This is a genomic window from Thermococcus indicus (assembly GCF_006274605.1).
In the GTDB taxonomy this organism is placed as follows: Archaea; Methanobacteriota_B; Thermococci; order Thermococcales; family Thermococcaceae; genus Thermococcus; species Thermococcus indicus.
This window is the reverse complement of sequence record NZ_CP040846.1, coordinates 1,860,437-1,873,959: the sequence shown is the minus strand read 5'-3', so window position 1 is coordinate 1,873,959 and position 13,523 is coordinate 1,860,437. Positions and strand designations below refer to the sequence as shown.

The following is a 13,523-nucleotide window of genomic DNA, read 5'->3' as shown; positions in this document are numbered from 1 at the left end:
GTAAAGAAGGAAACAACGAAAGGGCCTTAGAGTTTGAACCTGCCGATTATGTCCCTCAGGTTTTCCACGATGTTTTTGAGGTCTTTGGCGGCTCTTTCGAGTTCTTCCGTTGCCGCAGTCTGCTCCTCAACTGCCGAGCTTACCTCCTCCGCTGAAGCCGTGGTCTCCTCGGCACTCGCAGCCAGGTTCTCAAGAGACCTCAAAGCATTCTCAACCTCATCCTGCGTCCTAACAATCTGCTCCTTAACCTCACCCATCCTCGAACTCGCATCCTGAAGCAGATCAGCTATGTTGCCCAGGTAGGTTATCGTCTCACGCAGGGTCTCGGCGCTCTCACCGACCACCGAAACGCCGCGCTGGGTGCTGTCTACTGCGTCGCGGATTTCGCCGGTAATCTGGTCGATGATGTTCTTGATGTTGTCCGCAGCCTGTTTACTCTCCTCCGCAAGCTTCCTAATCTCCTGGGCGACCACAGCGAAGCCTCTTCCAGCCTCGCCAGCCCTCGCCGCCTCAATCGCAGCGTTCAAAGCCAGGAGATTCGTCTGCTCGGCAATGTTGGTAATCACATTCGTAATCTCCTCAATACTCCTACTCATCTCAGCAACCTTCCTGACGGACTCCTCGATTTCGCTCATCGTCTGCTGGATGCTCTCTATCTGTCTGGCAGAGGTTTCGCCTTTTTGTCTGCCTTCGTTGGCTATTGTGACGACTTCGTTTACGGCTGCTTCGAATTCGTCCATTGCTCTGACGCTTTCGGCGCTTGTTTCTGAGACGAAGCGCATTCCTTCGGTTATTTCGTTGATGCTTTCCTGCTGCCTCTGGGCCTCAATGCTAACCTGCTGTACTGCTTCATTAACCTGATTGATGGCTTCTGTTACGTCGGTTGTGATTTGGGTGAGGATGTTGGCTTTTTTGTCGAGTTCGTTGGTGACGTTCACTATCTCGCCGATGAGGCCCTTGAGCTTATGGGTTGTGTCCCTCAGGTCTTCGAGAATTTCCTTGAGCTCTCCCTTGGCTTCCATGCTCATGCCGTTGCTCAAATCGCCCTCGGCCAGGCGCTCCAGCTTGTCAGCTATGGTGTTGAGTGTTCCGACTAGGTCTTTTCCGACGGCTTCGAAGGCTTTTATGAGGGCTCCGATTTCGTCGTCTTCAATGTAGTGGATTTGGTTGAGTTGTTTGCTCACGTCGCTTAATCTTCCCTCGGCGAGAGCCTGCGCGACCCGCCTCAACTCCTCAAGCGGCTTAATGGAGTGGGACACCATCCTGTAGGAGACCCCTATCAGCACCGCTGATATTACCAGGATGATGAGGCTGAGCATGAGGGCTGACTTTGAGGTGGTCTCCTTGGTGTCCTCTATGACCTTGATTACCCCTCCACTCACCTCGCTGACCGGGACCTTGGCGAAGACGTACCACCCGGTGCTGGGTATTTTGACGCCTGCCGAGACGGCCTGAACTCCGTTGAACGTGTACGTCACGACGTCCCTGTCCTTTCCGCTCCGTATGATATTAGCGATCGGTTTGAGTGCCGGCACGTCAAAGACGTTGAGGTTCATTATGTAGTCGTGGTTGGGGTGCATGTAGGTCATCCCATTGGCTCCCGCCACGGTCACGTAGCCGGTGTCCCCTATGGTGACCTCGTCTATCCTCTTCGTCAGGGTGTCTATATAGACGTCCAGGCCCACGACGCCGACGAGCCTGCCGTTGTAGTGGACGGGAATCGCGTAGGTAACAACCCACTTTCCGGTTGACGCGTCCTGGTACGGCTCGCTCCACGTCGGGCCGTTCTTCTTAACGGCTTCCTGGTACCACGGCCTGACCCTCGGGTCGTAACCCTCGGGCAGGTCCTGGTGAGGGTATATGAACATGTTGCCGTTTGCATCGCCAAAATACACGCCACTGAGGGCCTTCTCCGAGTCCGCTATGACCGCGAAGTGCTCCATGAGAAGCGGCCTGAGCTTGTCGGCGTAGCCGGGGTCGCCGAAGTCCACACCCTCAAGCTGGAGCTGTTTGAGGGACAGCTCGACGGAGCCCGCGGTGGCACTGCCAAGGGCCTCCACGGTGCTGAAGAACCCCTGGAACTCAGCGGCTATGGCGGTAGCCTGGGCCATCACTGCATCCTGTGCCTGCTCCTCAACGAGGGGAGCCATCTTGGTCTCGATGAGCTTTGCGGTGTTGTTGCCAGTGTAGAGCATCATTGCCCCGGCGATCGCTGTCACCAGCAGGAGCGCCACAACAACTATGCCTATCACCTTCTTCTTAAACTCCATGGGCACCACCCGGGTTAGTAGGTGCGCTCGGTTATGGTTCCATTTGAGACACGTCTCATTCTAACCTTGCCTGTGGATAGGTCGAGATAAATCGTCCTCCCGCCTTTTCCGCCTGTATCCTCGGCTACCAGCCGTATTCCGAGCCTTTTGAGCTCCTTCTTTGCGACCTCGACGTTTCTCTTTCCTATCATGAGCTTCTCGTTGCTGACGTTGCTGAACATGTGCGCCCCACCGAAGAGCTTTGCCTCCGCCCGCCTGGGGTTCCCGCCCAGCTTCTGTATGTCCTTGATGAGGAGCTGGAGGCCCGTATCAACGTACTTCGCGGGGTTGCCCTTGTTGCCGTAGTAGCTCGCCTCCGGCAGGAGGGCGTGGAGCAGACCGCCCACCTTCGTCAGGCGGTCGTAGAGGGTTATACCTACGCAGCTGCCCAGGCCGTAGGTGCTGATTATTCCGGCCTTTTTGCCCACCGCGTAGTCCCCGATTCCGACCTTTATCTCCCCCAAGACTCAACCCTCGCCGGAACCGTTTTCCTCGGCCGCCGCCTCGCCCCCGCTGCTTTCGGGGGTATCTTCCTTCGCCCCGACGCTCTCTATCTGGGCTTCGAGCCTGCTCACGAGCTTGTCAAAGGCATCTTTGGTCGGAATCAGGTAGAAGAAGCTTTCCACGTCGGTGTTGGCCTGGTAGAACCGCGTCTTGAACGCCAGTACCTCGGTGACATCCCTGAGGTCCGGCCTCGCCAGTTCCCTCTCGGCGTCGTACAGGCTCTCCACGGGTTTGGGCGGACTGAGTGAGACGGGCTCCCCTATGAGCTGGGCCAGTATGTCGGTGTAGACGGAGATGAGTATGTTGCCTATCTCCATGATGGCGGAGCGTCCCATCTCGTCCATGCCCTCGTCATCCGGATCCATCCCGAGCAGGAGTGATACCAGCGCCCTGACGCTTTTCTTCGGGAACTGGAGTATAGTGAGGCCGCTCAGGCCTTCCGTTATGTCAAACATCACGACGAAGCTGTCCCTGATGCCCCTGCTCGCTATCATCGCGAGGAACCTTGCCCGCGGGAGGACCTCCACCGCGGGGGGTTCCATCTCAATCTCTCCTATCATGTTTGAGAGCGCTGTGAGCGCGTGGCTCATCGCTATGTTCGATGCCTCCCTAAATATGTCCTGATACCACTTCGACGACCAGCTTTTGTGCTCGCTCATGCGAATCCCCCCAGAAGGGTTTCGATGATCCTCTTCATGGAGGCGGGGTGGGGCAGTATCATGAAGTGCTCCCTGAACTGAACACCCTCCATGTGGATGGTGGTCTTGAGCAGCATGGTGTAGTCACAGTGCCGGCCGATGTCCGCGAGCGCGAAGTCCAGTATGGCCGGGGTGAAGTCAACCGCCATGTCCGGCGGGGTCTGGTTTATGCTCGTTCCCAGAAACTCGCTGAGGGCGTTTGCGAAGGCGGAGATCAGAATATTGCCCGCCTCCATGACCGCGGACTGCACCATCTCATCGAACTCCGCCGTTGAGCCGGGCGGCATTCCCATCATCATATCGAACATTTTGAGTGCGTCTTCGAAGTCCAGGAAGAAAAACGCATGGCCGTCAAAGCCGCCGCTGAGCCCGATGTAGACGGCCACCTTTACGTCCTCACCGACCTTCTCGGGCACGTTTTTGATGGAGGTTATCTCTATCTCCGGAACCGTGATGTTGACGGTTAGACCCGTCATTTCGCTGAGCGCGTCTGCTGCCCTGGAGGCACCTATATTGAAGGTTTCAACCAGCGCACTCTTGGCGAATTCGTCCAGGTTTTTGATGTACTCCTCGTAGTTCTCAGAGTCCACCCCTACCACCACCGAGCAGTCCGTTTATCTCAATAATCAGTACCACGCTACCGTCTCCGAGTATCGTCGCCCCCGCGAAGCCGCTGATGTGGGAGAGCATCTTTCCGAGGCTCTTGATGACTATGTCCTTCTTGTGGAGGAGCTTATCAACGCCGACCGCCACCTTCTGTGCTCCGAGGTCGATTATTATCGCCGGGAACTCGTTCATCTCTGGAACCGGCAGGCCGAACAGTTCGTGAAGCATAACGACCGGTATTATCTCACCGCGGAGCACTATGACCTCCTTACCGCCTATGCTCTTTGTGTCCTCGCGCTTGATCTCGATACTCTCGAGTATGTTGTTTATCGGAACCGCGTAGACCTCACCCTGGACCTCAATGAGCAGCGCCTGGATGATGGCCATGCTGACCGGCAGCTTGAGCACGAACACCGAACCCTCTCCGACCTTGCTCTGGACGGATATGCTGCCGTTGAGGCTCTTGACGACGTCCTTGACGACGTCCATTCCAACGCCCCTGCCTGACACGTCGGTGACCTGTTCCTTCGTGCTGAAGCCCGGCAGGAATATCAGGTTTATCGCTTCCTCGTCGCTCATCTCTGCCGCCTGCTCGGGGGTGATGAGGCCCTTCTCCAGCGCCTTTCTCTTTATCTTCTCGGGGTCGATGCCGCGACCGTCGTCCTTCACTATAATCTCGACGTGGCTCCTCTCGCGTCTTGCTATGAGTTCGAGCCTGCCGGCGCGCGGTTTCCCTGCCTTTTCCCTCTCCTCGGGTGGCTCTATGCCGTGGTCTATGGCGTTCCTCAGCAGGTGGACGAGGACGTCGCCGAGCTTGTCGAGTATTGTCCTGTCGACCTCTATGTCCGCACCCTCGATGATGAAATCGACCTCCTTGCCCATCTTCCTCGCCAGCTCGCGGACCATGCGCGGGAACTTGTTGAAGACCTCGGCAACGGGCGTGAGGCGCATCTCCATTATCTCGTCCTGCAGCTCGGTGAGGAGCCTCGATAGGGTTGATAGGGTCTCGAGCAGCTCGCGGTCTCCGAGTCTCTCCGCAATCTGCTCCAGCCGGCCTTTCGTGATGACCAGCTCGCCGACGAGGTTCATGAGTCTGTCGAGATGGCCGACGTCGACCTTGATTATCTTGGATACCTTGACCTTGGGGGTTGAGGGGAGCTTTTTCTTGGATGCCTTCTTCGCTGAGGCCGCGGCGGGCTTCCCGCTGGGGGCCGTTTCTTCCTTTGGTTTCGGGGCTTCCTTGCCCTCTCCTTCCTGGACGTCGGCGTCCTGGACATCCGGGTGTTTAAGGATGACCTTTTTGATGTCCTCCGGGGAAAGGCTCGATGTCAGAAGAACCCCGAAGTAGTACCCGTCGGTGAGTTCTCCATTCTGAATTGAGACCCTGTCGGGTACGGTCTTGATGACGTCTCCCATCTTCTGGAGATCCTGGAGAACGAGATAGGAGCGTACCCCCTTGAGGGGGGCGTCCTTCTGCATGTACACTGTGACGGTATAGGTTTTTACGCCCTCTTCCTGCTTCAGCTCTTCTATCTCCGCGTCCTCAACCTCGGGATGCCTGGTCACAAGGGTTTTTATCTTCTCCGGGTCCTCATCGGTTGCGACTACGAACTCAAGAACATCCACGTCGGCTTTTCCGTCCTCGATGATGCTCCTATCGGGGTTGGTTTTGATGACCTCCCCGATGTCCTCGAGGTCGGACAGTATGAGAAAAGCCCTTACGCCCCTCAACTGGGCGTCCTTGTGGAAGCGTACCCTGACCACGTACTTCTTGCCGGGAACTTCCTCCGCTGGAGAGACCTCTTCCTTCGCCTGCGGGGCTTCCTCTTCCTGGGCCCTCGGGGCCTCCTTCTCGCTTTTGGTTTTCCCCCCGCCGCTGAAGAATTTTTCCGCCTTGGCGAACAGTTCCTCCACGTCAAAGTCTCCCTCGTTGCCGCTCTCCTCTATGCTGTCCACCATACCCTCAATGGCGTCAAGGAATTCCAGGAGCACGTCTATCAGGTCGGGAGTTGGTTCCACCTTCCCGCTCCTCACGAGATCGAAGAGGTTCTCCATCTTGTGGGCCACTTCACTGAGCTTCATGAATCCCATCGTGGCGGCGGTACCCTTTAGCGTGTGGGCATCGCGGAAAATCTGGTCTATCATGGCCTTCTTCTCTTCCTCGCTCCCGCCCTCCTTGACTATCTTCTCCAGCGTGAGTATTGCGTTGCTGAGGCTGTCTATCCTATCCCTCGCATCGGCGAGGAACTCATCTAGATACTGCGAAAGATCCTCCACCGGCACCACCCCGGTTAACCTTGTTTACTGCCATCACAATTGTCTCTGCGATTTTATCCAGCGGGACGACGTAGTCCACCATGCCCGTCTCGATCGCGGCCTTGGGCATGCCGAAGATTATCGAAGTTTCCTTGTCCTGGGCGATGGTTATTCCCCCTTTCTTCTTGATGGCTACCGTCCCCTGTGCCCCATCCCTGCCCATGCCGGTCATAACGACGCCGACGGTTCTGCGCCCGAACACCCCTGCGGCGGTGGTCATCATGGGGTCGGCGGCGGGTCTTACCCCGTGTATCTTGGGTTTCTTGTTGAGCGTTATAACCGGCTTTCCGCGCCTCATCTCGACCTCCATGTGGTAGTCGCCGGGGGCCACGTAGGCCTTCCCCTCCTCTATGGGGTCCCCATCCTCTGCCTCCTTGACGTCTATCTTGCTCAGGCTGTCGAGCCTCTTCGCGAAGGACTTTGTGAACCCGGGCGGCATGTGCTGTACGAGCAGCACCGCGGCCCTCAGGTTCCCGGGAAGTTTGGGTATGACCCTAAGCAGGGACTGGGGGCCGCCCGTTGATGAGGCTATGGCAACGACCGTCTTTGCCGGGACGCTGGGCTTTCTGGTTTTGATCTTCTGCGCCCTGAGCAGTCTCGTCCTCCTTAGCTCAAGGAACCGCCTGGGTACCTTGGCGGCCTCTTTTATCTTGGCTATTATCTCCCCGCGAATCTCCTTCATGTTGATGGAGATGGAGGAGCTCGGCTTGGGGATGAAGTCTATCGCACCGTACTCAAGGGCCTTGATGGTGGCCTCGGCGCCCTCCTGGGTCAGGGCGCTCACCATTATAACCGGGAGGGGGGTCTGCTTCATTATAACCCGGAGGGCGTCGAGGCCGTTCATCCTGGGCATCTCGATATCGAGCGTTACCACGTCGGGCTTGTGGAGCTTTACCATATTTATTGCCTCAACGCCGTCCCTGGCCTCGCAGCAGACCTCCAGCTCCGGGTCGGAGTTTATGATGTCCCGAAGTATCTTCCTCATGAAGGCTGAGTCGTCGACTACCAGTACCCGGATTTTTCGGGAGGGGGAGCTCAGTGGCATCAAAATCCACCCTCAGCTGGACAGTACTCTGGCTATCTCCTCGAGCACCTTCGGGGCCTGGAACGGTTTGACTATGTACCCTGAAGCTCCGGCTTTGAGGGCCTCCATGACCTTTCCTTCCTGCCCGACCGCGGTGATCATTATCACCTTGGCGTTTGGGTCCAGCTTCTTTATCTCCTGGACCGCGGTGATGCCGTCCATCTCGGGCATGACTATGTCCATGGTGACCACGTCGGGCTTCAGCTCCTGGTACTTCTGAACGGCCTCCTTTCCGTTACCTGCCTCCCCAACGACCTGGTGGCCGCCCTGGGTCAGTATCTTCTTCAGGAGCATGCGCATAAAGGCGGCGTCATCCACCACCAAAACCTTTGCCATGTTTTTTCACCTCCAGATTTTTGCGATAGATCCTCGCGACGAGGTCGTGAAGCTTAAACATCCTCGCGGCATTGCCGAGGATCGTCTCGGTCTTACCGAGCACGAGATACCCGTGATCCTCCAGCGAATCATAAAGTTTGGCGAATATCTCCTCCTGGGCGTCCCGCTTTATGTAGATGAGCACGTTGCGGATGAAGATGATGTCGAACCCCTTCGGGTACGTTGGGCTGAAGAGGTTGAACTGCCGGAACTTGACGAGGCGCTTTATCTTCGGCGAGACGCGGTACCGCTCGTCGCTTACGCGGGTGAAGTACTTGGGTATCATGGCCTTCGGTATCTGCTTCTCGATGACGTCGGCGGGATATTCCCCCTTCATGGCCACTGCCAGCGCTTCCCTGTCTATGTCCGTTGCCAGTATACTGACCCGGAACCCGCCGAGGTTCTCCCCCAGCGTCTCGTACAGCGTCATGGCTATTGAGTACGGTTCCTGCCCGGTTGAGCAGGCGGCGCTCCATATTTTGAGGGAACTGCTGTGGGTTTTCCGCTTGTGCTCGACCAGCTCAGGCAGGACTTTTCTCTCAAGGGTTCTCCAGACCACGGGGTCTCTGAAGAACTCCGTGACGTTGATGGCCACTGTCAGCAGCAGCTCATCGAGCTCGCTCCTGTTCGCCTTTATAAGTCTGTAATACTCGGTGTAGCTGGTGATTCCCAGTTTCCTCATCCTTGCCCTTATGCGCCTGACGAGGTACGTGTCCTTGTAGGCGTCACTGCTAACCTTGAGGTGGCGGAACAGCTCCCTCTTAATCCCTATATAGCCAGGATCCTTAACATCCATCATCTATCTCACGCATCCGTTGGGGGGTCTCCCAGGTGCGGGGCTGGATATTGCAGACTCCACAAAAGCCTTGCGCTTTTGGCATAAAAAATCTTTGTGTGTAGATGGTTGTGTAGGTGCATAGGTATATCGTTACGACTCCTCCGGTTATTATTGTAACGCGTATTAAAGGTTATTACCTACATGCGAAACTCTTTTATCTCCCTGTCTCCATGGTTAAATAGTGCTGGTGGGAGGTGTGGCCGGTGAATCGCATCGTTGCCATAGTGGCGGTTGGCTCAATCCCTCTGATAACCCTCGCAGGTACCCTGGTGGCCCCATCCCTGGGTCTCATTCTTGGCCTTGGTGCATCCGCGGTCGTTGGCGCGTACGTTTCAAGAAGAGGGGACAGCTCCCTCCGGATTCTCGGGGCGGTTGAGGACATCCTTGAGGGAAGGCATCCCGACGTAAGGGGCCTCGATGAGGAGATCGCCACTCGCCTCGTATCCATCGAACACAAGGCCGAGGCCATAAGAAAACGCGGGATAACCGTTTCACAGCCCTGCTCCATCGATGTCGATGGAGTGGATGCCGCCCTGAAAAATCTTGAAGGTGCCCGGGAAAAGCTCTCCTCCCTCCTCCCCATGCTGGAGATGGAGACCTCTGTGGACCCGGATTCCCTGGCGGGCCTGGTGGAGAGGGAGCGCTCCAGCATCGCCGAGCTTGGCGACTACATCCAGACCCTCACCGCGGGGATAGAGGAGATGAACACCCAGGCCCAGGCGCTGACGGACTACGCCCTCGAAACCGCCGACATGGCCGAGAGGGGCAAGAAGATTTCCGACAACGTTGCCCTCAACGTGGCCAGCATAACCGAGGTCAACCAGGACATGGAGCGGGCGGTTTCAATTCTCGTCGAGCACTCCAAGCGCATCGGGGAGATAGTTGAGGTCATAGGGGGCATCGCAGACCAGACCAACCTCCTGGCACTCAACGCCGCCATTGAGGCCGCCAGGAGTGGAGAGCACGGCAGGGGCTTCGCGGTCGTTGCCGAGAACATCCGTGAGCTCGCCGACCAGTCCAAGAAGTCGACCGACCAGATAACCGAGCTCATCAGGGACATGCAGGAGAGTATCGATACCGTTGTGAGCTCCATAAAGCAGGAGTTCAAGGTTACAGAGGAGATAAAGGATGCCGTTCAGGAGCTCATAGCGGCCTTCGACGACATCGCCAGGCGTGCCAACGAGACCGCGAACATGATTAAAGAGCTCTCCGACAGCATAGAGGGTCAGGCCCAGTCTGTTCAGATGCTCATGGACACCATAGACGGTGTTTACGCCATCCAGAACGACATCTCGGACGTGATGCTGCCCCTTGTCGATTTCCTCTCAACGCTTCATTCACGTCTGGATGAAATACGAAAGGGTCTTAAGGCCCTTGAAGAATCTATAGACGAATCCAGAACCCTGCTGGAAAACGTTGGTAGTGCCCGGAGGTGATGTGAATGGCCGAAATTCAGGTAGTGGCTTTTATGGTTGGAAACGAGGAGTTCTGCCTCGACATCTCGAAGGTCAGGGAAATCAAGGAAATGATGCCCATAACGCGCGTGCCCAACTCCCCGGACTTCGTTGAGGGCGTCATAAACCTCCGCGGTCAGATCACCACCGTCGTCAACCTCAAGAAGCTCCTCGGGTATTACGACATGGACGAGGACCTTTCCACGAAGAAGATAATCATCGCGGAGGTTAAGGACGAGGTTATAGGCATTATAGTCGACTCCGTCTCGGACGTCATAACCCTGACCGACGACCAGATAGACCAGCCGCCCAAGACCCTCACGAGCCGCGTGGACATCCGCTACATAAAGGGCATAGCGAAGATAAACGACGGGGAGAGGCTCCTCATAATGGTCGACCTTGACAAGCTCCTCGGGGAGGAGTTCTAATCCCGGGACTCACAGCAGGTTCAGCTCCTTCAGCAGCTCTTCGACGTCCCGGTCTTTCGTGTCTTCCGTCTCCTCTTTCTCAGCGCCGAGCTTCAGCATGAGCCTCTGGACCTGCTCCTCCAGCTTCCGCAGCTCCTCGAACTGATGCCTGAGCTTTTCGTAGAACTCCTTCTCAACGGGGGTTACCGGTATCGGCTCCTTAAGTCCCTCCGCTATCCTGTCCAGCTCTCCCGCCAGCTCGTAGACGGCCCGGTGGATGTAAATAAAGCTCTTCTCCGGGTTCAGCTCCTTCTCCCTGCCGTCCCGTACAACCCTCATTGGCAGGTCGAGGCGCTTCACGCGAACCACTATCTCGTTGAAGGTTGAGTAAACGCTCTCATCCGGAACCGAGACAACGGCAAGTTTGCGGAGGTTCTTGAGGAGTTCTATGAGGTTCTCCTTTAACCTCCGGAACTCCTTCTGCCCCTGCCCGGTGAGCACGTAGACCTTGGCTATGTCCCTCATTGAGAGGAGTGCCCGTTTCGCCTCGGCCATCCCATCCCTGAGTTTCTCCGGCTGAAGCGTCACGGCGGCGGTTATGATCTCCAGGAACTCCTCAACCTCCGACTTCTTCCTTCTCTCTATGACGTCCTCCAGGTGCTCTATCTCCTCCTCAAGCTCCGCCAGAATCTCTCTTTTAAGCTCCTCTTTAAGCTCGTCCTTTGTGGCCATCACGGCCTCTTCCAGCTCCTCCACCCTGCGTCCGGTTCTGTCCAGTTCCCTCTTCAGGCTGCCGATTTCGTAGTCCACCTTGGTCTCGAGTTTCTGGAGGTCCCTGAGCCCTTTTTCCACTCCCCTGAGCTTCTTCTGGAGTTCGTTCAGCTTCTGGATGAGCTCCCCGCGTACGTCCTCCTCCCCGGAAGAAGCGCTGGCCCGGACAGCCCGGATCTCCGATTCAAGCTCCTCCTTGAGCTTTGAGAATTTTGACTCCAGCTCCCCGAGTTCTTCCTTCAGCTCGAAGTGCCTGGCCAGAACTTTGCCCGTGACGTCTTTGACGTAGTAGGCAAGAACCACTGCGACCGCCGCGGTGATTGTCACTTCGGCCAGCATTACTCTCACCTGACTTCAGCATACTCCAATTTGTTTCGATGGTATTTAAGATTTTATGAATGTTCTCCGGCACGTTGCCTCCAAAGCCATTGTCCGAATTTCCATCTGTTGCATAATTTTCAACAAATTGAAGCCTCTACCCATTAGCCTGATTTATGCAATTTTTGGGTGGGGATTCTACAAATGGAGCAAATTTACGCGGAATTATACCCAGGGGAAGACCAAAAACGTTATATATTCTACAACCGTATTTGGTTTACGGGAGCTACAACCATACTCAGGCGGGGCATTGATATTCAGGAGGGGTTTCAGTGGCTGCCTCTGCTATAATCACAGTGATTGATCCTGGAACCACCAACTTTGGGAGGGGGGAATATGGATACAGTAATCGTGGATCCGCAGGTGTTGCGCTCCCTTCACCGTAGCGAACTCAGGAAGAAGATACTGATGTACCTGAGCGAGATATACCCGTCAGCGACGTACCTTTCTGAGATCGCCAGGGTCGTCAGTTCTGATCCATCCAACGTCAGGGGAGCACTGGTGGGTCTGGGCAACAGGTACAACGGGGAGAGTTCCCTCGTTTATCTGGGCCTTGTGGAGGAGATATCAAACAACGGCTTCAAGTACTATCGTTTAACAGATTACGGCAAAAAGGTTGTCGATTATCTTAAGGAGTACTACCGCTACTACAGGAGGTTCATGTGAGGTGGGATGCCATGAATCCCGTCGATATCGTCGATGCCAACATCGAGCAGATGGTCAAGTTCTCCGTGCTCCAGATAATCGGGCTCGGAACAAAGCACGGCATATTTCCCCTGCTCTCCAGGGCACCAACGGTGCAGGAGCTGGTTGACCACGTTGACCTTCCCAACAGGCGCCTTCTCCTGGACTTTATCGACACGCTTGAGCGCCTGAGTATCGTGACCGAAAAGGGGGGCAGGCTTCATCTCAACGGCTTCACGTACACCGTGCATGTCCCGGGGGAGAGGTACGACCTCCTGATCCATGACTGGGTGCCCGTTCTTGAGGAGATATACCGCATGGTTGACTACGCGTTCATAACCCCCGTCCACCCGCACGTCCTCATGGACTTCGACAAGGACGCCGACTTCTGGGACATGCGCATGAGCACCCGCTTCTCCGGGGTGTACCGCAACGCAATGGCCCAGGTCGCCGGCGTAAGGCCGGGCATGCACGTGCTCGACATCGGCTGCGGCTCGGTGTCCCCGGTTCAGTTCGGCGAGATGATAGGCTACAACGGCTTCTACCTGGGAATTGACTACTCCCCGGCGCTCATTGAGATAGCGAGGGCCAGGGTCGAGCTGAAGAACCTGCCCGTTGAGCTGAAGGAGATGGACGCGAAACTCATCCGTCCGGTCAACGAGTACGACGTGGTCCTCATGAGCTTCGTCCTCGAGTACGTCAAGGACAGGGAGAGGGTTCTCAGGGGCGCCCTTGAGACGCTCAAGTCCGGCGGAAAGATGGTGGTGCTTGAGCCCTTCAGGGACGCCTTCGCCCACATCCAGGCCCTCGAGTTCTTCGAGAGCCTCAACAAGGACTTTGTTGGCTTCCCCTCTTCGGGGGAGATCAGGGACATCATCCTGGAGGAGGGCTTCGACGTCGAGATAAGCCGGCCCGCGGGGAGCATAATGGTCATCAGGAAGAGATGAAGGCATTTCTTTTCTGTTTCCAATTTCGACGGTGCCGGTTCTAAGCAGGGTTTTCAAAAATTCAGGAAAACTGGGCCGTTCTCCTGCCCGGCCTCTGCCCCGGCAGGTAAGGCCTTTCATAAAAGAAAATCCGCCCGTAATGTATTTAAGAG

The 13,523-nt window shown here is 56.3% G+C and carries 13 protein-coding genes; 4 read left to right on the top strand and 9 right to left on the bottom strand.

The genetic code is table 11. The annotated features are described in order from the left end of the window. Window positions 1–26: 26 nt before the first annotated feature. The 8 genes from FH039_RS10115 to FH039_RS10080 are packed head-to-tail and all read right to left on the bottom strand — an operon-like array spanning window position 27 to window position 8,691. Window positions 27–2,270, bottom strand: coding sequence for a methyl-accepting chemotaxis protein (locus FH039_RS10115; RefSeq protein ID WP_139681218.1), 2,244 nt, complete (start codon window positions 2,268–2,270; stop codon window positions 27–29). A 14-nt stretch (window positions 2,271–2,284) separates the two neighbouring features. Beyond that, window positions 2,285–2,773, bottom strand: a complete 489-nt coding sequence (locus FH039_RS10110; protein ID WP_139681217.1) for a chemotaxis protein CheD — start codon at window positions 2,771–2,773, stop codon at window positions 2,285–2,287. Between the two features lie 3 nt (window positions 2,774–2,776). Then, window positions 2,777–3,472: a chemotaxis protein CheC gene (locus tag FH039_RS10105; protein WP_139681216.1), complete on the bottom strand. Its 696-nt coding sequence runs from the start codon at window positions 3,470–3,472 to the stop codon at window positions 2,777–2,779. Next, window positions 3,469–4,101, bottom strand: coding sequence for a chemotaxis protein CheC (locus tag FH039_RS10100; RefSeq protein WP_139681215.1), 633 nt, complete (start codon window positions 4,099–4,101; stop codon window positions 3,469–3,471). Before FH039_RS10100 ends, FH039_RS10105 begins: the two co-directional genes overlap by 4 nt. Next, entirely contained in the window at window positions 4,091–6,394 is a 2,304-nt protein-coding gene (locus FH039_RS10095; RefSeq protein ID WP_139681214.1) for a chemotaxis protein CheW, read from the bottom strand. The genes FH039_RS10100 and FH039_RS10095 overlap by 11 nt, the downstream gene beginning before the upstream one ends. Beyond that, window positions 6,366–7,478 (bottom strand): protein-glutamate methylesterase/protein-glutamine glutaminase, encoded by a 1,113-nt coding sequence (locus FH039_RS10090; RefSeq protein ID WP_139681213.1) that lies wholly within the window; start codon window positions 7,476–7,478, stop codon window positions 6,366–6,368. Before FH039_RS10090 ends, FH039_RS10095 begins: the two co-directional genes overlap by 29 nt. 12 nt (window positions 7,479–7,490) lie before the next feature. Then, entirely contained in the window at window positions 7,491–7,853 is a 363-nt protein-coding gene (locus tag FH039_RS10085; RefSeq protein ID WP_139681212.1) for a response regulator, read from the bottom strand. Continuing rightward, window positions 7,828–8,691, bottom strand: coding sequence for a CheR family methyltransferase (locus FH039_RS10080; protein ID WP_139681211.1), 864 nt, complete (start codon window positions 8,689–8,691; stop codon window positions 7,828–7,830). Before FH039_RS10080 ends, FH039_RS10085 begins: the two co-directional genes overlap by 26 nt. A gap of 242 nt (window positions 8,692–8,933) precedes the next feature. Between FH039_RS10080 and FH039_RS10075 the strand changes: the two genes are divergently transcribed. Together FH039_RS10075 and FH039_RS10070 are read left to right on the top strand one after the other, a co-directional pair. Beyond that, window positions 8,934–10,166 carry a methyl-accepting chemotaxis protein gene (locus FH039_RS10075; protein ID WP_240703218.1) on the top strand — a complete coding sequence of 411 codons (1,233 nt, stop codon included), beginning with the start codon at window positions 8,934–8,936 and terminating at the stop codon, window positions 10,164–10,166. Window positions 10,167–10,171: 5 nt separating this feature from the next. Beyond that, complete coding sequence (locus FH039_RS10070; protein ID WP_139681210.1) at window positions 10,172–10,612, top strand: chemotaxis protein CheW; 441 nt, start codon at window positions 10,172–10,174, stop codon at window positions 10,610–10,612. A gap of 9 nt (window positions 10,613–10,621) precedes the next feature. Here the strand turns inward: FH039_RS10070 and FH039_RS10065 are convergent, their stop codons facing one another. Beyond that, on the bottom strand, window positions 10,622–11,701 hold the full coding sequence (locus FH039_RS10065) for a hypothetical protein (protein WP_139681209.1): 1,080 nt from the start codon (window positions 11,699–11,701) through the stop codon (window positions 10,622–10,624). Window positions 11,702–12,076: 375 nt separating this feature from the next. Here FH039_RS10065 and FH039_RS10060 point away from each other — a divergent pair, with 375 nt between their 5' ends. Together FH039_RS10060 and FH039_RS10055 are read left to right on the top strand one after the other, a co-directional pair. Then, window positions 12,077–12,406: a helix-turn-helix domain-containing protein gene (locus FH039_RS10060; protein WP_139681208.1), complete on the top strand. Its 330-nt coding sequence runs from the start codon at window positions 12,077–12,079 to the stop codon at window positions 12,404–12,406. 11 nt (window positions 12,407–12,417) lie between these two features. Beyond that, window positions 12,418–13,371, top strand: a complete 954-nt coding sequence (locus tag FH039_RS10055) for a class I SAM-dependent methyltransferase (RefSeq protein ID WP_139681207.1) — start codon at window positions 12,418–12,420, stop codon at window positions 13,369–13,371. Window positions 13,372–13,523 lie beyond the last annotated feature (152 nt).